Source organism: uncultured Gordonia sp., from assembly GCF_937858515.1.
Classification (GTDB): Bacteria; Actinomycetota; Actinomycetes; order Mycobacteriales; family Mycobacteriaceae; genus Gordonia.
This window is the reverse complement of sequence record NZ_CALLZT010000092.1, coordinates 1-23,104: the sequence shown is the minus strand read 5'-3', so window position 1 is coordinate 23,104 and position 23,104 is coordinate 1. Positions and strand designations below refer to the sequence as shown.

General features: G+C 64.3%; 19 protein-coding genes. 13 read left to right on the top strand and 6 right to left on the bottom strand.

The genetic code is table 11. The features are described from left to right. Together Q0627_RS08520 and Q0627_RS08515 are read left to right on the top strand one after the other, a co-directional pair. The coding region (locus tag Q0627_RS08520; RefSeq protein ID WP_298809028.1) for an ATP-dependent Clp protease ATP-binding subunit at positions 1-1,842 on the top strand (1,842 nt) is incomplete at its 5' end. A gap of 89 nt (positions 1,843-1,931) precedes the next feature. Continuing rightward, the gene (locus Q0627_RS08515) at positions 1,932-2,906 is read left to right on the top strand and encodes an SGNH/GDSL hydrolase family protein (protein ID WP_291016437.1); all 975 of its coding nucleotides are present in this window, start codon (positions 1,932-1,934) and stop codon (positions 2,904-2,906) included. A gap of 91 nt (positions 2,907-2,997) precedes the next feature. On the opposite strand, the gene Q0627_RS08510 is transcribed toward Q0627_RS08515, so the two are convergent. The 4 genes from Q0627_RS08510 to Q0627_RS08495 all read right to left on the bottom strand — a co-directional run bounded on the left by Q0627_RS08510 (position 2,998) and on the right by Q0627_RS08495 (position 8,660). Beyond that, positions 2,998-4,464, bottom strand: coding sequence for an acyltransferase (locus tag Q0627_RS08510; protein ID WP_291016440.1), 1,467 nt, complete (start codon positions 4,462-4,464; stop codon positions 2,998-3,000). A 260-nt stretch (positions 4,465-4,724) separates the two neighbouring features. Then, the gene (locus Q0627_RS08505; protein ID WP_291016443.1) at positions 4,725-5,441 is read right to left on the bottom strand and encodes a DUF305 domain-containing protein; all 717 of its coding nucleotides are present in this window, start codon (positions 5,439-5,441) and stop codon (positions 4,725-4,727) included. A 33-nt stretch (positions 5,442-5,474) separates the two neighbouring features. Further along, entirely contained in the window at positions 5,475-7,046 is a 1,572-nt protein-coding gene (locus tag Q0627_RS08500; RefSeq protein ID WP_291016445.1) for a hypothetical protein, read from the bottom strand. Positions 7,047-7,274: 228 nt separating this feature from the next. Further along, positions 7,275-8,660, bottom strand: a complete 1,386-nt coding sequence (locus Q0627_RS08495; protein ID WP_291012036.1) for an ATP-binding protein — start codon at positions 8,658-8,660, stop codon at positions 7,275-7,277. Between the two features lie 256 nt (positions 8,661-8,916). On the opposite strand from Q0627_RS08495, the gene Q0627_RS08490 reads away from it, so the two are divergent. The 7 genes from Q0627_RS08490 to Q0627_RS08460 all read left to right on the top strand — a co-directional run bounded on the left by Q0627_RS08490 (position 8,917) and on the right by Q0627_RS08460 (position 17,285). Further along, on the top strand, positions 8,917-10,404 hold the full coding sequence (locus Q0627_RS08490) for an aldehyde dehydrogenase (protein ID WP_298809023.1): 1,488 nt from the start codon (positions 8,917-8,919) through the stop codon (positions 10,402-10,404). Between the two features lie 254 nt (positions 10,405-10,658). Further along, entirely contained in the window at positions 10,659-11,534 is an 876-nt protein-coding gene (locus tag Q0627_RS08485) for an SDR family NAD(P)-dependent oxidoreductase (protein WP_298809020.1), read from the top strand. A 55-nt stretch (positions 11,535-11,589) separates the two neighbouring features. Continuing rightward, positions 11,590-12,822, top strand: coding sequence for a cytochrome P450 (locus Q0627_RS08480; protein WP_291012030.1), 1,233 nt, complete (start codon positions 11,590-11,592; stop codon positions 12,820-12,822). 73 nt (positions 12,823-12,895) lie between these two features. Next, complete coding sequence (locus tag Q0627_RS08475) at positions 12,896-14,116, top strand: aromatic ring-hydroxylating dioxygenase subunit alpha (RefSeq protein ID WP_291012028.1); 1,221 nt, start codon at positions 12,896-12,898, stop codon at positions 14,114-14,116. A gap of 21 nt (positions 14,117-14,137) precedes the next feature. Further along, entirely contained in the window at positions 14,138-15,658 is a 1,521-nt protein-coding gene (locus Q0627_RS08470; RefSeq protein WP_291012026.1) for a class I adenylate-forming enzyme family protein, read from the top strand. Positions 15,659-15,860: 202 nt separating this feature from the next. Further along, complete coding sequence (locus tag Q0627_RS08465) at positions 15,861-16,496, top strand: TetR/AcrR family transcriptional regulator (RefSeq protein ID WP_291012024.1); 636 nt, start codon at positions 15,861-15,863, stop codon at positions 16,494-16,496. Positions 16,497-16,796: 300 nt separating this feature from the next. After that, positions 16,797-17,285 (top strand): polyhydroxyalkanoate synthesis regulator DNA-binding domain-containing protein, encoded by a 489-nt coding sequence (locus tag Q0627_RS08460; protein WP_291012022.1) that lies wholly within the window; start codon positions 16,797-16,799, stop codon positions 17,283-17,285. Positions 17,286-17,444: 159 nt separating this feature from the next. On the opposite strand, the gene Q0627_RS08455 is transcribed toward Q0627_RS08460, so the two are convergent. After that, positions 17,445-17,702, bottom strand: a complete 258-nt coding sequence (locus Q0627_RS08455) for a hypothetical protein (protein ID WP_291012020.1) — start codon at positions 17,700-17,702, stop codon at positions 17,445-17,447. A gap of 150 nt (positions 17,703-17,852) precedes the next feature. Next, positions 17,853-19,229 (bottom strand): DUF445 domain-containing protein, encoded by a 1,377-nt coding sequence (locus tag Q0627_RS08450; RefSeq protein ID WP_298809009.1) that lies wholly within the window; start codon positions 19,227-19,229, stop codon positions 17,853-17,855. Positions 19,230-19,786: 557 nt separating this feature from the next. Between Q0627_RS08450 and Q0627_RS08445 the strand changes: the two genes are divergently transcribed. The 4 genes from Q0627_RS08445 to Q0627_RS08430 form a co-directional block, all read left to right on the top strand. Continuing rightward, positions 19,787-20,509, top strand: coding sequence for an ABC transporter permease (locus Q0627_RS08445; protein ID WP_291012040.1), 723 nt, complete (start codon positions 19,787-19,789; stop codon positions 20,507-20,509). A 126-nt stretch (positions 20,510-20,635) separates the two neighbouring features. Continuing rightward, positions 20,636-21,424, top strand: a complete 789-nt coding sequence (locus Q0627_RS08440) for an ABC transporter permease (RefSeq protein ID WP_298809031.1) — start codon at positions 20,636-20,638, stop codon at positions 21,422-21,424. 1 nt (position 21,425) lies between these two features. Beyond that, the gene (locus Q0627_RS08435) at positions 21,426-22,583 is read left to right on the top strand and encodes a mammalian cell entry protein (RefSeq protein ID WP_291020422.1); all 1,158 of its coding nucleotides are present in this window, start codon (positions 21,426-21,428) and stop codon (positions 22,581-22,583) included. A gap of 1 nt (position 22,584) precedes the next feature. Continuing rightward, positions 22,585-23,104: MlaD family protein (locus Q0627_RS08430; protein ID WP_298809002.1), on the top strand; the 520-nt coding region annotated here is incomplete at its 3' end.

Sequence of the window (23,104 nt, the reverse complement as noted above, 5' to 3'; positions counted from 1 at the left end):
ATCGTCAACGGCAAGGTGCCCGAGACCCTCAAGGACAAGCAGCTCTACACCCTCGACCTCGGTTCGCTGGTCGCCGGCAGCCGCTACCGCGGTGACTTCGAGGAACGCCTCAAGAAGGTGCTCAAGGAGATCAACACCCGCGGCGACATCATCCTGTTCATCGACGAACTGCACACCCTCGTCGGCGCGGGCGCCGCCGAAGGCGCCATCGACGCTGCCAGCATCCTCAAGCCGAAGCTGGCCCGCGGTGAGCTGCAGACCATCGGCGCCACCACCCTCGACGAGTACCGCAAGTACATCGAGAAGGACGCCGCCCTCGAACGCCGCTTCCAGCCCGTGCAGGTGGGCGAGCCGTCCGTCGAGCACACCATCGAGATCCTCAAAGGTCTGCGCGACCGCTACGAGGCGCACCACCGCGTCTCCATTACCGACGGCGCGCTCGTGGCCGCGGCCACCCTGGCCGACCGCTACATCAACGACCGCTTCCTGCCGGACAAGGCGATCGACCTCATCGACGAGGCCGGCGCCCGCATGCGCATCCGCCGGATGACCGCGCCGCCGGACCTGCGCGAGTTCGATGAGCGGATCGCCGATGCTCGCAAGGAGAAGGAATCGGCGATCGACGCCCAGGACTTCGAGAAGGCCGCGAGCCTGCGCGACAAGGAGAAGACCCTCGTCGCCGAGCGTGCTGAGCGTGAAAAGCAGTGGCGCAGTGGCGATATGGACGTCGTGGCCGAGGTCGACGACGAGCAGATCGCCGAGGTCCTGGGCAACTGGACCGGCATCCCGGTGTTCAAGCTCACCGAGGAGGAGACCACCCGGCTGCTGCGTATGGAGGACGAGCTGCACCGGCGGATCATCGGCCAGGAGGACGCCGTCAAGGCCGTCTCCAAGGCCATCCGCCGCACCCGCGCGGGTCTGAAGGATCCGAAGCGGCCGTCGGGCTCGTTCATCTTCGCCGGCCCGTCCGGTGTCGGAAAGACCGAGCTGTCCAAGGCGCTGGCCAACTTCCTGTTCGGCGACGACGACGCGCTCATCCAGATCGACATGGGCGAGTTCCACGACCGGTTCACCGCATCGCGCCTGTTCGGTGCCCCTCCCGGCTACGTCGGCTACGAGGAGGGCGGCCAGCTCACCGAGAAGGTGCGCCGCAAGCCGTTCTCGGTGGTCCTGTTCGACGAGATCGAGAAGGCGCACTCGGAGATCTACAACACGCTGCTGCAGGTCCTCGAGGACGGCCGCCTCACCGACGGTCAGGGTCGCACGGTCGACTTCAAGAACACTGTGCTCATTTTCACATCGAACCTGGGTACCAGCGACATCTCGAAGGCCGTCGGCCTGGGCTTCACCAAGTCCGACGACTCCAAGTCGAACTACGAGCGGATGAAGCTCAAGGTCAACGACGAGCTCAAGAAGCACTTCCGGCCCGAGTTCCTCAACCGTATCGACGACGTCATCGTCTTCCATCAGCTGACGCAGGACGAGATCATCCAGATGGTCGACCTGATGATCGGCCGGGTCGAGACCCAGATGAAGAACAAGGACATGGCCCTCGAACTCACCGACAAGGCGAAGTCGCTGCTGGCCAAGCGTGGTTTCGACCCGGTGCTCGGCGCCCGGCCGCTGCGCCGGACCATCCAGCGCGAGATCGAGGACCAGCTGTCGGAGAAGATCCTCTTCGGCGAACTGACCGCAGGTCAGATCGTGCTGGTCGACGTCGAGAACTGGGACGGCGAGGGCGACGGCGAGAACGCGAAGTTCACCTTCGCCGGATCGGACAAGCCGCGCGCCCTGCCGGACGCGCCCGTCGAACTGACCAAGGCCGCCGACGAAGCGAGCTGACAGCTCGGCAAGGCATAATAGATCGCAACGCCCGTGACGCCACCGTGACAACGGTGGCGTCACCGTTGTGGAAGGAGGTAGCTCACAAGGTGAGAGCTCAGCTATTCGAAACTCTGACGGTGCTACGTCCGTTCCGTGACCAGATCCGCGCCACCGTGGTCGCCGCGACTGCCCTCGCGACCGCAGCTGTCGTCACCACGGGTGTGGTAATCGTGGAGAAGAGCACACCCGAGGTCAAGGCGGCATCCAACTCACAGGAGTCCGCGCGCGTATACGTGGCGCTGGGCAGTTCGTATGCGGCCGGTCCCGGGCCGCGCAGGCTCGTGATCGGGCCATGTCTGCGAACCAAGAACAACTACCCCAATCAGGTCGCCGAGACGCTCGGGATGAAGCTCATCGACGCCACCTGCTCGGGCGCCACGACGCGCAACATCCTCGATGTGCCGCAGCGGGCGTTCGGTGGCCGGCCGCAGATCGACGAAGTGCCCTCGGACGCCGACGTCATCACCATCACCACCGGCGGCAACGACATCGACTACGTGAGCAGGCTCATCCTCGATGGCTGCGGAAACGTGCTGCCGGACTTCCTCAAGCACTCGCCGATCCGCAGTTGCCGGGTCGGTCGGGACCCGTTCCCCGAGCCGGGCAGGTCGGCGTACCTGGAGGTGGAGCGATCGATGGTGGCGGTGATCGACGCGGTCCGGCTGCGCGCGCCCCATGCCAAGATCCTGCTGGTGGACTATCCGCCGGTCGTCGAGGCCGGTAAACCGTCGTGTGCGCGGTTGCCGTTGCAGCCCGAGCAGGTGGCCCAGACCGTCCGCATCTTCAACGGGCTGGCCGAGGCCACCGCTCGTGCCGCGCAGACCACCGGGGTCACCCTTGTGGAGGCGTCGCGCGCGGGCGCTCAGCACACGGTGTGCTCCCCGACGCCGTGGGTGACCGGCTTCACCCCGCCCGTGCCCTATCACCCGTCGGAAGCCGGTAAGACGGGTGTGGCTGATCTGGTCATCGACACACTCCGGCCGAGCCGCGCCCAGCAAGCCGGCAGCCGTACCGGCGCCTGATCCTTCCTGGCACCAGAAACGCACCGGGCCGGTCTCGTCTTATCGAGACCGGCCCGGTGCGTTGTCAGACAGTGGATAGGGGAGACACGCCCTAAACGATCGCGCCCTCTTCGACGGCCGCGCGGCGTCGCTTGTAAGCGACGACCCCGGCGGAGATGAGCAGCAGTAGACCGGTACTCGTGATCAGCTGGCCGACCACCATCTCGAAGCCGTAGCGCAGGACCAGGCCGACTGCGATCGCGCCGACCGCAACGGCCGCACTGCGCACCTCGTTCTGCTCACGCCAGTCGATGGTGCTGCGGCCGGTGGTGATGAGGCTGATCGGGCTGCGGCGCAGCACTTCGACGACGAACACGGTCAGCGTGCAGGTCACGATGTAGGTCAGGAAGATCTTGGGCCACAGCGGGCCGTCGGGATGCTTACGCAGGAAGTTCATCAACTCGGCCAGGGCGAGCGCATGCGCCAGGTAGATGCCGTAGGACCGGTCGGCGGCCTTCGCCATGAACTTGTCGGCCAGTGAACCCTTGGACCGGCGTTCCTGCCAAACGGTGCCCAGGCAGTACAGGATCACGATGATCGAGATGAACGCGGCGACGTTGTAGATGGAGAACACGTTGGTGGCGCGGAACATACGGTCGAACGCGGGACCGTTCATGACATTGCCGAGGCCACCGTGGTAAGCGGCGGTGTACCACCACAGTGTGCACCCGACGACGACGAGAGCGCCGGAGATGAGCTGGAGACGCCAGCGGATCATGAACGCCTGGAACGCCTCCAGGTGCATGGCCGCGACGGCGCCGGAGAGTATGAAGAACTGGTATGGCAGCAGGGTGATCGTGAGATGGCTCCACAATGTGCCGGGCAGTCCGGACGCGAAGAACTCCAGCGGTGGCAGCATCATCCGCCAGATCAGCCAGGCGTGGAAGGCGAAGCTGATCGCGAGCAGGTAGCGGTGGTATCCCCAGGTGCGTTTGAGCACCCATAGGACTGCCGGGAACACCAGGTAGATCTGCATGCTCACCGACATGAAGTACATGTGGTAGAACGCGTGACCGGTGATCAGGTCGTAGGCGATGCTCTTGAGGGCGATACCGATGCTGTGCCAACTGTTGAAGATGTCGGTGAGCGCGTCGATGCCGCCGCGCCGGTAGCGCGTGTAGCCCCAGTAGAACAGGCTCCACACCAGGAACGGCAGACCGATCAGCTTGTAGCGGCGCCGCCAGTAGTCGACCGGTTTCAGTTCGCGGTCGCGGTACTGGTAGGTCTGCACGAAGCCGGTGAGCGCGAAGAACGAATACCGCGTGTAGCGGCACAGGAGGCCGACGCCGCCGGCGACTACGGCGGTGGCCGACATGAGGCCGAGGATGACGTGGTCGAAGATGACCGCGGCGAACGTGACCAGCCGGACGAGGTCGATCTGATAGAGATGACCATTCCGCTTCGGCTTGGCGACGACGGGGCCACCGTCCGGGCCCGTCGACACCGGGTCGGGTACCGGCGTCGCCGATGCGGGGTCCTGGGGCTGTGTGGTCGTATCCACGCCGGTCTTCGCCCGCATGGACGTGCGTTCCTCCATGGTGATGGGGGCCTCCGTCTCGCCTCGGCCGTGCATTGAACTCGAGCGGCCGATTGTGCTGATCGTGGGCAAGGCTACCCGCACTTACGCCGGGGGCGTGCTTCGCCCGCCCCGTGAGCCCCGATTGTGGCGTTCAACCGCACGGGCTACACCGGGATGCAGGCGGGGCAATCACATCAGTCAGGCAGAGCAATGACATCAGGCAGGCAGAGCAATGACATCAGTCAGGCAGAGCAATCACATCAGGCAGGCAGAGCCTGGGCACCGCGAGCCGTCAGCAGCATCGTCATCAATGAGATCTCCTCGCCCTGGTCGGTCATCATCTCGTAGGCCGTCCGTTTGACGATGTCCGAGACGTCGTCGCTGTTGTACGCGGCCTTCGCCATCAGCAGTCCGCCCCGGTGGTGCCGGATCATCAATTGCAGAAACCACACCTCGGCGTCGCGACCGGTGAGACCGGCGAGCTTGGAGATGTCGTCGGTACTGGCCATGCCGGCCATCGCCGGTCCCGATCCCGACGAACGCGGCGCAGATGAGGTGGTGGTCTGCGCGGTGGCGCCGTGACCGCGACCGTGCCCGGAAGCCGTGGCGGCGTCGTCGTGTGTGGCCGCCATCCAGCCCATCGGGTTCCCGGAGGTGAGCGGCTTGCCGAACCAGGTGAGCCAGCCGCGCAGGGTGGCGTTCTCGGCGGTCTGCGCCGTGATGATCCGGTTCGCGAGCCCCGAGATCTCGGGCCCGACGCCGGGGCGTCCGGCGACCGTCGTCGACAACAGGATCGCCTGATCGTGGTGCACGGACATGTCCTGGGCGAAACCGACGTCGACGGTGGTCATCACGGGGGCCCTGTCGTCGTCACGGGACTGCCAGGCCGCGCCCGCGACCATCCCGACGGACAGCAGCAGGATCGCGACACCCAGCGCGCCGACCGCGAGGACGACAGTCCTGGGGAACCGCCTCATCCCCGGTTCCGGATCATCTCCGGTTCCGCATCATCACGGCGCGGAGTTCCCCAGCGTGGTGTCCTGGTTCGCAGGTGGCGTGTACACGCGTTTGCTCAGTTCCATGGCCAGGAATCCGGTGTCCGAGCAGGTGGCCCAGATCTGGTTGCCGCGGAACTCCGGCGGGGACATGCACCAGTCCGTGGACCGGTCACCGAGCGCGATCATCCCGGTCCGTGGGCCGATCGCCTCGTGCAGGCGTACCTTGCCGTTGATCGTCTGCATGCCCAGGCTCATGAACTCGATCGCGGGCACACCGATGATCGAGCCGAGCGCATGCGGCGAGTTGGGCAGGCCGAACGGATTGGTGCTGCGGTAGGTCGGCGGGTTGAGATAGCCGATCTCGGTGATCTTCTTCAGGTCGGCGATGTCGAAGACGCGGATACCCGACGATTCCCAGCCGCAGGCCAGCGCCGTCGGGTTCTCGATGCGGTCGGCCGAGCAGTAGTGGGCGTTGTAGCTGAAGATCGAACCGCCCATCGACGAGCGCAGGTTGGCGTCGAGGTTGGCCGGCAGGTTGATCTCGAGTTTGATCTGGGCGGCGAGTTTCGGCTTGTTGACCTGCTCGACGTCGAAGATCTTCACCCCGCCCGAGCCGGCCTCGTCGATGGTGATGGCGTAGGCGTGGCCGTCGTAGAAGACGGGAATGGTGTGCTGGTTGATCTGCCCGTCGGGCCAGTGGTATGCGGCGATGTGCGGCACCTGCGGGTACGGATCGCGGCGCTGCACGGCCGAGGTGTCGAGGACGGTGATCCCGGCCATGTTGGACAGGTACATGCGGTTACCGTCGGGGGAGATGCCGAATCCGTGTCCGACGAAAGAATGCAGCCCCTGCCAGATCACTTTCGGCCGGCGCGGGTCGCTGATATCGATCGCCGACAGGTGCCCGGGGAACAGGCCCGACGCCCAGTACGTCTTTCCGTCGGGGGAGAACCCGCCCTCGTGCGAGGTGAACGGAAGCGGTGTGGTGGTGCCGGGGCCGGTGTTGAGGAGCTTGGGATGCGCGCAGTCGGAGATGTCGTAGACGGCGAAGAAGCCACCGCCCCACAGCAGCGGTACCGCGGTGCCGGCGAGCAGCTTGCGCTTCTTGTTGACCTTGAGGGTCTCCCAGGTGCCGCCGAGCATGCCGGGTGCGGTGAGCTTCCCGACGATCCGTGGGTTGCGCGGATCCTTGACGTCGACAACCTGCACACCGGTGTTCTTCTTGGTGATGGCGGTGCTGATCATGCTGCCTGTGTAGGAGCAGTGGTCGTAGTTGGCCGAGACGATGCCGCCGCCGGCGCCCTGCACCTTGCCCAGCAGGGTCATATTGCAGTTGTAGCCGCGTTCGCTGCGTCCTGAATCGCGGTCGGCCGCGGGCACATCGCCGGACAGTCCGGTCTCCGGTGACGACCCGGGCCCGCAGTCGGCCTGCTTGACCGCGGTGTTGCCGAAGTCCATGAAGTAGTGATTGCCGGCGTTGGCGGGAGCCGCAAGACCGACGCTCGCGACGAGTGTCGCGGCGATGGTGACGACGACGCCGATCCGCCGCCGGGCGCGTTGAGACAGATTCCGATGACCGTTCATTTCTTCCGGACTCTAGTGCCGCCGGCGGAACAACGAGGCCGATTTCGTCAACGCCGTTCGCGTTCGCTCGGATACGTCCTGCGGGTCAGCCCGGTGCGGGCCGACACCTCGGCGATGGACAGTGCGTCCTCAGTGGACATGACGCCACGGTAGGACTTGGAGCGCACTCGAGGTCAACCACAATGTCGGGGGACATTCTCCGAGCGGGTGGGCAGACCCTTCAGCATCTCAGGTGCCGGGGAGTCGGTATGCACGTTTGCGGCTGGTCACCGGTGCTGTTGCCACGACCAAACCGCGGGCTATCAACTTGCGCAGGATCGGCCGTAGCGTGCCGGGCGATCGTTGCACCGTGTCGGACAGATCTTGCACGGTCATGGTCGCCTCGCTGGTGAGTGCCTCGATGATGGCACGCTCCACAGCTGACAGGTTCGGTCGGTCGGTGGTCGCTACGAGGCGATACGCTCCGTATTCATTCGTTACCAGGTTCGAACTCGCGAGTTCGTCGAGCGCGCTCTGCGCATCTGTGGTGTCGATCGCCAGTTGCCGACGCAGTTCGTCGACGGTCACGGAACCGAGGTGGTGGATCAGCGCCAGCGCGCTGTCTCCTATTGGTGTTCGAATGCGATGCCCGAGGGAATCCAGCCAGTCCCGGGTTTCGGGATTCAGGAGACCGAATCGGTCGAGAACAGTGACGAACTCGGCCGGTACTGAACTGAAACGTGGTGCGGGAAGCCCATTCTGAGTCATCTGGCCGAGCATTCGGGGTATTCCGGATCCCGCGTTCTCGCCTACGGTCTCGTCGCGACCGGTGAACGGAACGTCGGTGAGCAGTCGAGCGAGAATGGGATTTCGCGAGCGTGACTGTCCGGAATAGATCGAATCGATGCTCTGCCCACCCCATAATCCGCCCGGACTGTGAACTTCAAGGCGGTCAGGATACAACTCGATCCGAACCTGATCCCCGCGAGCCATCGGGCTGTAGTCGCGGTGCATGACGGAATTGGCAATAGCCTCACGGATTGCATCGATGGGAATCTCGGGGACGTTGCGTGCTCCCGCGCCGTGAGAGACCCTGCGCACCCGCAGGTTACGCACGACGACAGCCACGGCGTCATCAATCATGTCAGGAATCGAGCCCTCGAGGACTGCGCGGTCGAGCATTCGCTCGTCTCCGACCACCACGTCTTTGGACCCACCAGGGTAGGAAGCGAAACTGATCATCAACTGCGGAAAGAACTGCTGCGGGAACGAACCCAGCGCGAGAAGCCCGCCGAGCGTCGGCGAGCCTGATGCCCGGTCGATCACCCCGATGCGTTCAAGTACCTGTTTATCTGAAGACGTTCCGTCCAGCGACCGGGGCCGATTGGTTCGCAGTCGGGTGATGGTTCGTTCGATGAGGGTCGTATCGAGGTCCGCGATCGTTGCCTCTGTGACCGGTTCTCGGTCCGCCTCGCTCGGCACAGTGAGCACTGATAGCTGAAACACCGAGTACGTGTCGAGCCGATGATCGCCGTCCGCCAGACGTATGTACGCGCCCCGCTCCTTGCCTTGAGCAGTGACGAAGCACGGCTTCTCCGCGGCTGGAAGCTCCTCGACCTCGGCAATCACGATCATTGCGTCGCCGACCCCAACCTGGTCGATCGCCAGGACAGGAGTCGGAGTCAGAGGGCCCGGAGTGTCCTTGGTGCCGCTGGTCCGAACGGCCTCCGCGCGACGATACAAAAGACGATCCGTGTCAGGTGTTGACCTAATGACTTTCGGTTTACTAGGCTTGTCTGTGACCCGGTTCACATGGCGCCCGCGATGTCGGCACACAGCCGGCGCGGGTGGCGAACGCCAAGCGTGAACGACAGACACGAGGAGTGCGTATATGACGACTGTGGAAACCGCCGACCCGTTGGCGGGCATCGCCGACCGTGAGCAGGTGTTCATCGGTGGGCAGTGGGTGGACTCGACGGGTGACGAGTGGATCGACGTCGTCGACTCGTGGTCCGAACGCACCGCGGCGCGTGTGCGGTCCGCGACGGCCGACGATGTCGCGCGGGCGGTCGCGGCGGCGCGGGAGTCGGTCAACAAGGGTGACTGGGTGCGCACGCCGATCGCCGAGCGCGCCGACGTCATCGACGCCATCGCCGACGGACTCGAAGCCCGGCTCGAGGATCTGACCACGCTCGGCATCGTCGAGGTGGGCGTGCCCGTGCCCGTCAGCGCGATGACCCAGCAGATGACCATCGGACTGTTCCGGGCCGTGGCGGAAGAGGCCCGGAACGTCACCCTCATCGAGGAGCGGCCGCGCACCGACGGCGGTGTCTCCCGCATCGTCAAGGAACCCAATGGTGTTGTCGCCGTCATCATTCCGTGGAACGGTCCGATCGGCACGATCGCCTTCAAGGTGATCCCGGCGCTGGCCGCGGGCAACTCGGTGGTGCTCAAGACCTCGCCCGAGGCGCCGCTGTCGCCGTCGGTGTTCGCCGACGTGATCGGTGATCTCGTTGCAGCGGGACGGATTCCGGAGGGGGTGGTCAGCGTCCTGGTGGCCGACCGGGAGGTATCCGAGACCCTGGTCACCAACCCCGACGTCGACCACGTCACCTTCACTGGCAGCACCGTCGCCGGCCGGCGCATCATGAGCCTCGCCGCCGACCGGGTGGCCAAGGTGTCGCTGGAACTCGGCGGCAAGTCCGCCGCCATCATCCTCGACGACGCAGACCTGAACACCGTGCTGGCCAACGCCCCGATGGGCGGCTGCATGCAGTCCGGCCAGGCGTGTATCGCTCTCACCCGAGTGTTGGTGTCGCGCAACAGGCATGACGAGGTGGTGGCCGGCTATCAGGCGGCGCTGAGTCAGATCCCGATCGGAAACCCTTGGGAGCAGACCAACTTCCTCGGCCCGCTCACCTCCGCGCGGCAGCGCGAACGCGTCGAGGGCTACATCGAGGCCGCCAAAGCCGAAGGTGCACAGGTGGTTTACGGCGGTGGCCGGGTCGGCGATCAGGGCTTCTTCGTGCAGCCGACCATTATCGACAACGTGCGCAACGACATGTCGGTCGCCCAGGAGGAGATCTTTGGTCCGGTCATCTCGATCATCACCTACGAGGACGAGGACGAGGCCGTCGCGATCGCCAACGACTCGATCTACGGACTGTCCGGTGCCGTCTTCACCACCGATCTCGAGCACGGATTCGAAGTGGCGCAACGTATCCGGACGGGAACGGTGAATGTGAACACCTCCGTCATCGACTTCACCCTGCCGTTCGGCGGATACAAGCAGTCGGGCCTGGGTCGCGAGGGCGGTCCCGAGGGCCTGGAGGAATTCTTCGAGACCAAGACGGTGCATTTCCCGGCGCCCGCGAGCTGACCTGGGCTCACCTCATCGGCCGTGGCGGTATCAAACCGTCACGGCCAGAGGTGTTTTCGCCGATTCGTGAAAACTACTGCTGACAAATATCGCTTGACGTCTCATGTAAAACGCAATACCGTGGATACCGAAGGTGGCGATCGTCACACTCAGTAACATCCGTTTTGCGTAGTACCCCGGCTTTTGTTGCACCCCAAGGTGATTCGGCCTGAAATGGCCGGCCGGTACGCGAGAATCCAAGGAGCAGTCAGCAAATGACCAACAGGCTTGACGGCAAGGTCGTTCTCATCACCGGCGCCGGATCCGGGCTGGGACGTGAAGCATCACAGCTCTTCTCGTCGGAGGGCGCCAAGATCGCCGTCGTTGACATCGACGGCGACCGTGCCGAGCAGACCGTCAAACTCGTCCAGGAGAACGGCGGCGACGCGCTCGCGATCACCGCCGACGTCTCGAAGAAGGACCAGATCACCGCAGCCGCCGACCAGACCGCCGAACACTTCGGCAAGCTCGATGTCGCCTGGGCCAACGCGGGTGTCATCTCCCGCGGCGGCGTGCCGTCCGTCATGGGCGGCGAGCAGGTCCTGTTCGAGGACCTGACCGAACAGGACTGGAACGACGTGCTCGGCGTCAACCTGACCGGCGTCATCTACACCGCACAGGCCGCGGTGCCCCACCTCAAGGCCAACGGAGGCGGCACCATCATCGCCACCTCGTCGGCCGCGTCGTTCCTGGCCTACCACGACATCTCGTTCTACAGCGCCACCAAGGCCGGCGTGAACGGACTCGTCCGCGGCCTGGCACTGGACCTGGGTCCCTTCGGCATTCGTGTCAACGGGATCGCCCCGACGCACGGTATGTCGCCCAACTTCCTGATGCCGGCCGGGTCGCCAGTGGTGGGCCAGTCCTACGAGCAGATCGCCGGCCCGTGGGAGCCCTTCCACTCGCCCATCCCGCTCAAGCTCAACCGCCCGCCGAACCTCCTCGCCAATGCCAAGACCCCCCTCTTCCTGCCCCCGGACGACTCGGCGTACATGTCCGGCTCGGTGGTCAACTCGGCCGACGGCGGCACCCTCGGACGTGTCGGAATCTGGTTCCCCGAGGACCTCGACCAGCCCAACCCCAACGCCTGAATCCCCGGGGGCAGCCCTTCCCCGGTCAGTTCAGCCCAACAAGTCAGGAACACCCATGACGACTATCGAACGCACGCGTGCGGATGTGACCGTAGATCTCGATTTCTACGATCCGACGATCGCGGCACCGGTCGACCGGTTCAACGACCTGGTCGCCGACCTCGCCGCCATCAACCCGGTGGTCTATTCCACCGCCCATGGCGGGCACTGGATCGTCCTCGGATACGAAGAGATCACACAGGTACTGCGCGATCCGGCGACCTACTCCAGCTATCCGAACAATCTGGTGACCAACGAGGCCTTCGGTAAGTTCATCCCGATCGAACTCGATCCGCCGGAGCACACCGCCTACCGGCGGGCGCTGGCCCCGTTGTTCACGCCCAAGCGGATGAGCGAACTGCGGGAGATGGTCCGCGAAACCGTCAACGAGCTCATCGACGGATTCGCGAAGAAGGGTGAGGCGGAGTTCGTCGCGGAGTTCGCGCACGAGCTTCCCGCCCGGGTGTTCCTGGCTCTGATGGACTGGCCGGTGGAGGACGCGCCGCTGTTCACCGAGGCCACCGACATCGTCCTGTTCGGTAAACCCGGCGGGACGGAAGAGGAGTCGCTGCAGGCCCGGGCGATGGCCGGGTTCCAGATGTTCGGCTACTTCCAGAAGATCATCGAAGACCGCCGCGCCAATCCGGGCCAGGATGTCACCTCGACCATCGTGCACACCGAGGTTGCTCTGCCCGACGGAAAGCGTCTGCTGACCGACGAGGAACTCAACCGCATGTGCTTCCTGCTCCTGGTGGCGGGGCTGCATACCGTGCAGGGTTCACTCGCATGGGCGGTGAAGCATCTGGTGGAGAATCCGGAGCAGCGCAAGCTGATCATCGACGACCCGGGAGAGGTGCTGCCGACCGCCGTCGAGGAGATCCTGCGGATCGATTCCGCGATCATCGCGGGCAGGAGCACCACTCGCGAGGTCCAGCTGGGCGGTATGACCATCCCCGAGGGCGATCAGCTGGTGGTGGTCCTGGGCGCGGCCAACCGTGACGGCAGGCAGTTCGAGGATCCGACTCGGCTCGATGTCCTGCGCAAGCACAACCGGCATCTGGCATTCGGCGGAGGTCCGCATCAGTGTCTGGGAATGCATCTGGCGCGTATCGAGATGAACATCGCGCTGGAGGAACTGCTGCGCCGCATTCCGGACTTTGATCTGGTGGCCGAGGATCCGCCGACGTATCACTCCAGTCAGGTGCGGGGCTGTGCACGCATGCCGATCCGGTTCACCCCGGAGTCCTGACCAGCAGTCATTGCTCATTAAACCTTATTACGATAGGTTTATGAGGACTCGGAATCGATGACCGGAGGATTCGATGACCACATCGCTGCCACGGCAGGACCGCATCAGGCGGGCTCTGGAACTGCTGCGCGACAAGACGACCGACAAGTTCGATGAGATCATCCCGCTCGAGGCCGGCGAATACACCGATCCGGTGCTGGCCAAGGAAGAACGGGACTACATCTTCGGACAGGTGCCGTCGATCGTGGCGCACAGTTCCGAATTGCCCCGCGCGCACGACTTCATGACCATCCAGATGCCGCGCAACAATCTGCTCATCGTGCGGCAGAAGGACGGCGGTGTGCGCTCGTTCGTCAATCTGTGCCGACACCGCGGCGCGATGCTCGAGGACCGCGAGAAGGGCCGTTGCCGCATCTTCTCGTGCGGCTATCACCGCTGGTCCTACGATCCGGACGGCTCGCTGCGGGCGATCACCCGCGACAACACCTTCGGTGAGGTCGACCGCAGCGAACACGGCCTGATCGAGATCCCCACCGAGGAACGGCACGGATTCATCTGGGTCGTTGACAACGCCAAGGCCGATATCGACGTCGCCGCATGGCTCGGACCGGACATCGATCCGATGCTCGCGTCGTATCACCTGGAGGATCTCGTCTGCTACAAGGCGGCCGGATTCGATGAGCCGACCAACTGGAAGATCATGCAGGATGCCTTCCTGGACGGTTATCACATCCAGTACGCGCATCCGAATACCGCGGGCAAGATCATCCACACCAATGTGATGGCCTTCGAGGATTTCGGTCGGCATTGCCGATTCATCGCCCCGCGCAAATCGATCGACCGTTTCCTCGAAGAGGATCCCGGCGACATCCCGCTCGACAAGTACGTCACCGAGACCCATTTCATCGGTCCCAACAGCACGCTGCTGCGCCAGCCGGATCATTTTCAGTTGCTGACCTTCCGTCCACATCCGCTCGATCCGATGAAGTCGCGGATGGAGCAGCGGCTGTTCGTGCCCACCGTCGAGGCCAGTGGCTGGCCGCAAGAGAAGTGGGATCACATCTGGAACAAGAACTGGGAGATCCTGCTCGCCGTCCTGCATCAGGAGGACTTCCCGTTGCTGCGCGACGCCCAGCGCGGGCTGGTCAGCGCCGACGCCGGCGACATGATGCTGGGCCGCAACGAGACCGCCAATCAACTGTTCCGCCGCGAGACAAAAAAACTCGTAGCCGCCGGCAGGGCGAACGCTGCCGCCGGCCGGGCCGCGAATTCCGTCACACCGTCAAGTCCCTGACCCAACAGGAGAAATAAGAAGATGACCGCAACCATCGGCAAGGCCCTCGATTGGTGGGCCCGAACAGCACCCGATCGCACCGCGCTGGTTTTCAGTGGGGAGTCCCTGAATTACCGGCAGGTCCGTGACTGGAGCAGCAGGATCGCACGTCTGCTCGTCGGGCAGAAGGGTGTTTCGGAGGGGGACCGGGTGGGGTTGCTCGGGCCCAATTCGCTGACCTGGCCGGTCGCTGCGCTCGCCGCGCTCAAGTCCGGTGGTGTGCTGGTCCCGCTGAACAGCCGCTACAAGCCGGCCGAATTGCGCAAGATCGCCGACGACGCCGGGATCGGTGTGGTCCTCGTGGCACCCGGATTCGAGCAACTCGCCGAGGACACCGTGGCGATCGGTGACCCGTTCACCGTCGTCACCTACTCCGAACTCGACGCGGTCCGTGAGGGGCCGGCCGATGATTTCCGTGTCGATGTGGCCCCCGACGAACCCACATCGGTACTGTTCACCAGTGGTTCGACGGGCCTGTCGAAGGGTGTGGTGCTCACCAACCGGACGCTGTTGTCGATCGTGCTGGAGAACACCCTCACCGAAGAAGGTTTCCGGCCCGGCACCACCACGCTGCTGGTGTTGCCGCTGGCGTTCACCCCGGGACTGGTCTACGGGCTGCTCATCACGACGGTGCTCGGCGGCACGCTGGTCATCGAGCCGGAGCTGAACCCGTCCAATGCGGTCAAGCTCCTCGAAGAGCATTCGGTGGAGGCGATCTTCGGTGTGCCGCTGATCTTCGAGGCGATCTCGCGGGCGCCGGAGTTCGCCGACGCCGAACTGTCCTCGCTCAAGACCGCGATCGTCGGCGGTGCCGCGGTGCCGGTCCCGCTGCTCAAGCGCTGGGCCGACAAGGGTGTGCTGCTGCGCCAGATCTACGGCATGACCGAGGCCGGCGGGGTGGCGACCGCGACGATCAGGGAGGAGGCCTTCGAGTTCCCGGATCGGTGCGGTACCGGATCGATCTTCACCGAGGTCAAGGTGTTCAACGCCGCCGGTGAGCCTGCGGAAGCGGGCGAGGAAGGCGAGCTGGTGGTACGCGGTCCGGGCGTGACTCCCGGCTATTGGAACGATCCGGAGACCACTGCCGTCGCGCTACGCGACGGGTGGCTGCACAGCGGTGACCTCGGGCGTGCCGACGAGGACGGCCGGGTGCAGTTCGTCGACCGGCTCAAGGACCTCATCATCTCCGGCGGCATCAACATCTCGCCGGTGGAGCTGGAGATCGCGATCGGCGCGATCGACGGTGTCCAGGAGGTCGCTGTGATCGCGGCGCACGACGACCGGTTCGGTGAGACGCCTGCGGCGATCGTCACCGCGTCGCCGGATGTCGATGAGAAGGCGGTGATCGAGCATTGCGAGAAGGTGCTGGCCGACTTCAAAGTGCCCCGCTACGTGGTGATCCGGCAGGATCCGCTGCCCCGGCTGCCCAGCGGCAAGCTCGCCAAGACCGTGATCCGTGACGAGTACAAGGACGTGGACACCCGCTTCGACAAGGTTCGCTAGGACACGCACTGGGCCCGGTCAGGTCCGGCAGGAAGATTTCGGCGGAGGTACTCACACGGTGTCGACAACCGTGTGAGTACCTCCGTCGCGTTGTCGGCAGTACAGTGAGTTGGCCGACATCGGGACCAAAGCACTACAGCGGACATGATGTGTCTCATGTAACGTTGTTGTCGGTGGTATCAGTGGTGGAAAGGTGGAGTCGGTGGCACGCAGAAAAACCGGCAATGTGCTCAGTGGGGACCTCGACGAGGCACGTGAGCAGATCATGGTTGCCGCCGAAGCCGTATTCACCCGCTTCGGCGTCGCCAAGACGACGATGGACGATATCGGCCGCCAGGCCGGGGTATCTCGGCCGACCGTCTACCGCTATTTCGGTGACCGGGACACCCTGATCTCGGCGATCATCGAACGCCGATCGCGGTTGCTGTTCGCCAAGGCCCGCGAATTTCTGTTCGACCAGCCGACTTTCGCCGATCAACTGGTCGAAGGCCTGATCTTCCTGGTCGACCGGGGCCGTCGTGATCCGCTGATCCGGATCCTGGTCAGCCCCGAGCACATGCAGATGGCCGAACCTCTGGTGGGCAGTTCGGGTCTCGCGGCGCGGCTGACCGCGGAAATGTGGGGCCCGGTCCTCGAACGTGCGATGGTCGGCGGCGAGATTCGTTCCGATGTCGATATCGACAAGATGTCGGAGTGGATCGCGCTGGTGCAATTCATTCTCGTCGGCCGGCTCGATCTGGATAATCCGGACGACCCGGCGCATCGGGAGATGTTGCGCAACTTCGTGTTACCGGGTCTGCTGCGATCCTCGGCGATGTCCGCACGCAATATCGCCTGAACACGCTCATCGCCTGAACCACAAGGGCCGTCGATTCCCGGGAGTCGACGGCCCTTGTGGTGTTCGGACTACGCGGTGTTCGCGAGCGAACAGCCCGGCTGGCGCGGTGCAAGGCTCGCGGTATGTCGAGTTCCCCGACCCGCCACTGCCGCGGATGTTCGCCCGGTCCGCCGGTTTCGTCCTCTACCGGCCGGGGGACCTTCGCTGTTGCCCATTCTGACGCAGTGCATAATACTGGTCGGGGCGGTGTCGGCATCGGTGCCGCGACGGGAAGTTCAGCGCGGAAGGGAGCCGGGTGCCATGCCTGCGAGTAAGCGACGGTTGATCAAGAAATACTCGAACCGAAAGCTGTACGACACCGAACGCCGCAAGTTCACCACGATCGACGACCTGGCGGCACTGGTCGAGTCCGGTGTCGACGTGCAGGTCGTTGATCATGACACCGGTGTCGACCGGACCGACGAGGTACTGGTTCAGCTGGTGCGCCGCAAGGTGCAGACCAAACCCGAGTCGTCGAGCCTGTTCTCGGAGCTGCTCCGGGCGCCGGCCGACGTGGCGCAGAGTCTTGTCGACGGTTTGACCACCATCAGCAACCTGCCCGAAGAGGCCAAGCTCCCGGGGCGGCCACGCGTGCGCCGGGCACCCGAACCGGCACCCGAACCCGATCCGGCGCAGCAGGAGGAGATCCGGGAGCTGCGCGACCAGATCGCTCAGCTGACCAAAGTCGTTGCGAAACTGGTTGATTCGCAGATTCCTGACGAGGACGAGCCGGACGAGCCAGGAGAATAGTCAGTCTGCGCCCGGATGCTCTCGCATCCGGGCCATCTGCTGCGTAACGGCCAATACATAAAGGCTGCCGCGTCGACGGTGTCCGGGTGATACCCGGCGCACTGTCGGTGCGGCAGCCTTTGTGTGTGTGGTGCCCGCGTCAGGCGGGCGCGACCGATGCTACTTGGCAGCGCCGGCCTTCACGGCGGCGAGCTGGTCGACCTTGGCGGTCAGCTCGACCAGCGCCAGGCGCAGGGTGGCCACTTCGTCGGCGCTCGGGGCGTCGGAGCTCTCGTCGCTCAGGGCCGAGGTGGCGGCGTCGCGGGTCTTGGTCTCCAGGTCCTGGGCGCGGTCGATCAGGTCGTCGACGAGGGCCTTGCTGTCGTCGATGACGTCGCTGAGGAAGGTGGTGAGGGTGTTCTTGCGACGAGCTCCCATGGGAGTTCTCCAATCGTGTGAGGGGGAAGTGTGCTGAGTCATGTTGATTTCTGCACTGCATAAATTATTACACTGCGCGTAATGAGAGTCAATCGCTGATTCTATGATCTGGATCACTGCTATGTCCGGAGCTGTTGTGCGGCACCGACGTCAGTGCGTGAGGTGCTCGACGATGAAGACCTGCACCTCGCCGACCAGGAAGCCGAGCAGTGCGCCGACCATGATCAGCGTCTTCTCGTCGGCACGGAAGACCGGGCGCAGGACCCCTTCGAACTCCTCGGGGGTCATCGCAGCCATCTTCTCCGACATGGTCGCCTCGATGTCGAGCGTCTCGGCCAGGTAGTCCTCGGCCGAACCGAGCAGCAGGTCCGGCAACACGGCGAGCGCCTCGGAGGCGAATGCCGCACACATCGGCTCGATCTGGGTCAGATCCAGACCCACGCGGGCGACGCCCTTGGTCGGGCCGCTGAGGATGTCCAGGAACCCGTCGAACAGCCGGCCGGCGGATATCCCCGCGACCTGAACGCTGCCGAAATCGATCTCCTTGAACAACGGGAGATCTCGCAGCTGGATATCGACGTAGCGATTCAGATCGCCGAGTTCTTCGCGCAGGGTGGCCTCGAGTACCTCGGCGAGCACCTGCTCGGCCTGCGCGGTGTCCGGACCCGTGCACAGGCTGCGAATCAGCCTGTCGGGGGTCAGGACCTTGGTTCCGATCAGCGAACCGTAGTCCTGGGCCACCACGATACGGTGCTGCTGGAACAGGCCCTGCCACTTGATGAATCCCAGGTACTTCTTCGGTTCGCGCGGGTAGAAGATGAGCCGGAGGGCGGCCCAGTCGGTGAACCATCCGGTGAACAGGCCGAACAGCGGCATGACCCATGGGTTGTGGGTCAGCGCCCAGACGGCGACCTGCACGAGGCCGATGAAGAAGCCGAAGACGAAGCCGCTGCGCCTGATGAATGCGAACTCCCTGTGCCCGACCTCCTTGAACATCGACTCCAGCGTCGTCGGATCGTTCAGGAACTCGTTGGTCGCCATCGTCTTCAGGTCGAAGACCTCGTCGACGCGGTCCACGATCCCGTCGAACATCAGTACGGCGGCATCGGGCGCCGAGCGCTGTACCCGCTCGATCAGGAAGTCCTTGGCCGGCGAGGGCAGAAGATTCCACAGCGTGGGCTGGTACTCGGCCAGCACCTTGCGGGTGATCCGGGAGACCTCCACCCGAAGCGGGCGGTCGATCCGGGCCGCGAGTTCGGCCGGGTCGATGCGTTCGGCGATCTCTCTGGTGTTGATCAGGCGCGGGGTCAGGGTGTCGCAGAGGATGTCCACCATCTGGGGTGCGCGCCTGGGAATGATGCCCTGCCACCCGAGTGCGCCGATGCCTTTGAATTCGTATGGGCGAAACATCATGCGGATGGCCACGAGCTTGGTGCTCCACCCGATCAGCGCCGCGACGAACGGCATCGCCACATAGATCGGCCAGTTCCGCTGGAAGTCGTCGGTGATCTCGGCCCACGTCTGCACTGCTGTGTACTCCTATGTTGTTTCGACGCGGACCCCAGGTCGTGGGGGCGGTCCGGATTCTGCTGACATTTAGTTGAAAGATTTAGCTGTTTAAAGGGACTGTACACGCGGAGCGATCGACGTCCGTTTTAGAGTGATGTACATCACGTTCGGGGTGTGGGGGGTGACTTTCGGGCGTGCTGGTCCGGTTCGTGTCGGATCAATCTGCTGACACTTGACAAAAATCGTCTCATGTAGATTAATCTAACCCCAATAGATGTGGTTCGGCTCACAGTGGCCACGGGATCGGGACCAGACCACGTCGATGTGTCGGACATCGGACGGAAGCTGCATGCGTGATCAGGGGACGCCGCGTGGACCTGCGGGGCATCTCCGGGTGATCGCTGTATGACTTCAGGGAGGAAGCAATGAGCGTTGTCGCGCTCGAGTCGCGGGCCGGTTCAGGTAACTGGCTCAGCGGCTTGTTCGGGTTGATCGGCCGGTTCTTTTCCGGCTTCTACGGCCGCGTGTCACAGAGCATTTCCACGATCGGTCGCTCCGCGCATCTGGCGGGCGAGATGATCAGGTACTCGGTCACCGACAGCATCTCGCTCCGGCTCGCCGGCGGTGAGGTCATCGACCAGACGTGGCGGATGTTCAAGGTCACCGCCCTGCCGGCCTTGCTGATGGCGGTGCCGATCGGTGCCGAGGTATCGGTGCAGGTGGGCGGCGTGATGGACCAGGTGGGCGCCAACTCGCTCGCCGGCGCTGCCAGCGGTCTGGGTGTGGTCAGCCAGGGCGCGCCGATGGCTGCCGGGCTGCTGATGAGTGGCGCCGCCGCATCGGCCATCGCCTCCGACCTCGGCGCCCGGTCGATCCGCGAGGAGATCGACGCGATGCGGGTGATGGGCGTCAACCCCGTTCAGCGGCTGATCGTTCCCCGCTTTCTCGCGATGATCCTCATCGCCCCCACGCTGTGCGTGATGATCATCGCCTCGGGTGTCGGTGCGGGTCTGGCCATCTCGGCGAACGTGAACAACGTTGTGCCGGCGAGCTTCTGGCAGTCCTTCGGCGCATTCGCCACGCCGGTGGACCTGATCTTCTCGGTGGTGAAAGCGGTCCTGTTCGCCTTCATCGTCGTGGTCATCGCCAGCCTGCGGGGCCTTGAGGCCAAAGGTGGCCCCAAGGGCGTGGCCAACGCGGTGAACGCGTCGGTCGTGCTCAGTGTGTTCTGCATCTTCATGACCAACCTCGCGGTCAGCCAGCTCCAGACCATGTTCTTCCCAGCCCGATTGGCATAAACGATGGCACCTGAACCAGGTTCTGCTGAACCGTACTCACCGACAACCGTTCCCGCGGGGAGGATCGCCCCGGCCGGCGGTCACCTCATCCGCGCCGGGCGGGCGATCTCCGGCAAGATCTCGGCAATGTTCGCCGAGATCGGTCAGATCGGGATGTTCGTCTGGAAGACGTTCACCCTGCTGCCCACCACCATCCGGCACTACCGCAAACAGACCCTCAAAACCATGAACGACATGGCCTGGGGCAGTGGCTCGATCATCGTCGACGGTGGTGTGGTCAGCCTGATGTTCTTCCTGGGCATCGCGGTCGGCGCAGTGGTCGCGATCATGGCGTTCATGGCGTTCGACCTGCTCGGCTTCGGCGCACTGACCGGAATCATCAGCTCGTTCGGCAACATCCGCGTCGTCGCCCCGATCATCACGGGCATCGGATTCGCAGCCCAGGCCGGCTGCCGGATGACCGCCGAGATCGGCGCGATGCGGATCTCGGAGGAGATCGACGCCACCGAGGTGATGGGCCTGCGCGCCATCCCGTTCGTCGTCGGTACGCGGCTCGTCGGCGGCATGCTCGTGGTGCTGCCGAGTTACGTTCTGGCCCTGGTGATCAGCTTCATCACCGGCGGCATCATCGTGAAAACGTTCCACGATCAGCCCGCCGGTACCTACGATCACTACTTCGCGCAATTCGTCACATGGCAGGACCTGCTCGCCTCGATAGCCAAGACGTTGATCTTCTGCTCCATCGTCACCCTGATCCACTGCTACTACGGCTATTTCGCCAGCGGTGGACCGGCGGGCGTGGGAGCGGCCTCCGGCAGGGCTATCAGGGCCAGCCTCGTCGCCATCGTTCTGCTCAATTTCCTTATGACCGTGCTTATCTGGGGCCTCAACCCGCCCCTTCCATTCAGGGGATGACGTGGCAAAGCTCACCAATCAAGACTTCATCCGCGGTTCCGGTACCACACAGAACCGGGCGCTGACCGTCGCCGGTCTGATCGCCGCGGCGATCGTTGTGATCTCGATCGTGGCCACCGCCGTGCTGTATCCGCGGATCACTGCTCCGTCGGGCAATGAATTGCAGCTCGTCGTGCCGGCGCTGGGTCCCGGCGTGAAGACCAAGAGCAAGGTGCTCCTGCGTGGGGCCGAGGTCGGCGTCGTCAAGAGCGTCGACGCCACCGCTCCGGACACGGTGAAACTCAAGATCGTGCTGTCCGACGAGGCGATCAAGAGTCTGACCGACGCCGTCGACATCGACTACCGTCCGGCCAACTACTTCGGCATCACCGCGGTCAACCTGATCGCCAAACCCGGTGGATCGCCGCTGCGGGCGGGACAGACGCTGTCGCGGGCGGACGTACCCGACTTCACGATGTCGACGATGATCGAACACGGTTCGACCGTGGTGGACGGAACCCTGTCCCGCGAGATGATCGCCACCCTCGACAAGGTCACCCAGTACGCGACCGGGCTCGCCCCGCTGATCGAGACCATGATCGTCATCAGCGACAACGTCGCTCGCACACAGAAGCAGCTGCCGAGCACCCTGCTGGCCAAGATGAACGACATCACAGATGTGTTCCCGGAGGCCAACAAGGAGACCCTGCGCGGTCTGGACGCACTCACCAACAGTGTCTTCAACCGCATGCCGGACGGCTCCCGCGGTGTCGACGAGGCCTACCACAAACTGATGAACGATTCGCTGACCGTGGCCGCCGACGGACTGTTCGGTGCGGCCGGCAAATTGCTCGGCTCGCACAGCACCGAACTCACCCCGTTCGTCAACTCGATCAAGGTATTCGTCGACGAGGGCCCGCGACTTCTCGGCGGACCGAAGACGATGTCCAAACTCACCATCGCGGTGAACAAGTTGCAGAGCACGTTCGCCGGCCCTCCCGGAGAGCAGGCGCTGCAGTTGAGGCTGGTACTCGATTCGATGCCCTCGCTGTCCCAGACACTGGCGAGCGTGGGACTGCTGCCCGGCAGGAACTACGCCGCCGGCAACAAGAAGAAGACGGCCCCCGCCCAGAAGAAGGCCCAGCAGAAGACCACCGGACTATCGGGAAGGGGTAACTGACATGTCCTCACCACGAGTACAAAACCTCAAGACCGGTTCCAAGGTCGCCGTCGTCGGCGTGCTCACCGTGTTGCTGTTCATCCTGGTGATCAATGCGATGCGTAACCCGGTCGACGTGAAAACCCATAGCTACAGTGCCGATTTCACCGACGCGTCGGGTCTGCACCCGAACGGCGACGTGCGCTTCCGGGGTAAGCGGGTCGGCAAGGTCACCAGCGTGGAACTCACGCAAGGGGCCGACAAGTCCAAGCCGCTGGCGCATGTGGAGTTCACGCTCGACAGCGACCACACCATCACCGACACCACGACGCTGGCCATCAAGTACCAGAACCTGACCGGTGTCCGGTACGTGGATGTCCGGCCGGGTGAGCAGGACGGCCGGCGGGTCAGCCACGTCCCGACCGATCGGACGGTGCCCTCGTTCGACATCACGCGCCTGTTCAACGGTCTGCAGCCGGTGCTGGTCACCATGAACGCCAAGGACATCAACCAGTTCAGCGAGAACGCCATCGCGCTCCTGC

Coding starts and splice junctions, on each gene's coding strand:
- Q0627_RS08510 (WP_291016440.1), bottom strand. CDS start 4,464: ATGCGGGCGAAGACCGGCGTGGATACGACCACACAGCCCCAGGACCCC.
- Q0627_RS08505 (WP_291016443.1), bottom strand. CDS start 5,441: ATGAGGCGGTTCCCCAGGACTGTCGTCCTCGCGGTCGGCGCGCTGGGT.
- Q0627_RS08500 (WP_291016445.1), bottom strand. CDS start 7,046: ATGAACGGTCATCGGAATCTGTCTCAACGCGCCCGGCGGCGGATCGGC.
- Q0627_RS08495 (WP_291012036.1), bottom strand. CDS start 8,660: ATGATCGTGATTGCCGAGGTCGAGGAGCTTCCAGCCGCGGAGAAGCCG.
- Q0627_RS08490 (WP_298809023.1), top strand. CDS start 8,917: ATGACGACTGTGGAAACCGCCGACCCGTTGGCGGGCATCGCCGACCGT.
- Q0627_RS08485 (WP_298809020.1), top strand. CDS start 10,659: ATGACCAACAGGCTTGACGGCAAGGTCGTTCTCATCACCGGCGCCGGA.
- Q0627_RS08480 (WP_291012030.1), top strand. CDS start 11,590: ATGACGACTATCGAACGCACGCGTGCGGATGTGACCGTAGATCTCGAT.
- Q0627_RS08475 (WP_291012028.1), top strand. CDS start 12,896: ATGACCACATCGCTGCCACGGCAGGACCGCATCAGGCGGGCTCTGGAA.
- Q0627_RS08470 (WP_291012026.1), top strand. CDS start 14,138: ATGACCGCAACCATCGGCAAGGCCCTCGATTGGTGGGCCCGAACAGCA.
- Q0627_RS08460 (WP_291012022.1), top strand. CDS start 16,797: ATGCCTGCGAGTAAGCGACGGTTGATCAAGAAATACTCGAACCGAAAG.
- Q0627_RS08455 (WP_291012020.1), bottom strand. CDS start 17,702: ATGGGAGCTCGTCGCAAGAACACCCTCACCACCTTCCTCAGCGACGTC.
- Q0627_RS08445 (WP_291012040.1), top strand. CDS start 19,787: ATGATCAGGTACTCGGTCACCGACAGCATCTCGCTCCGGCTCGCCGGC.
- Q0627_RS08440 (WP_298809031.1), top strand. CDS start 20,636: ATGTTCGCCGAGATCGGTCAGATCGGGATGTTCGTCTGGAAGACGTTC.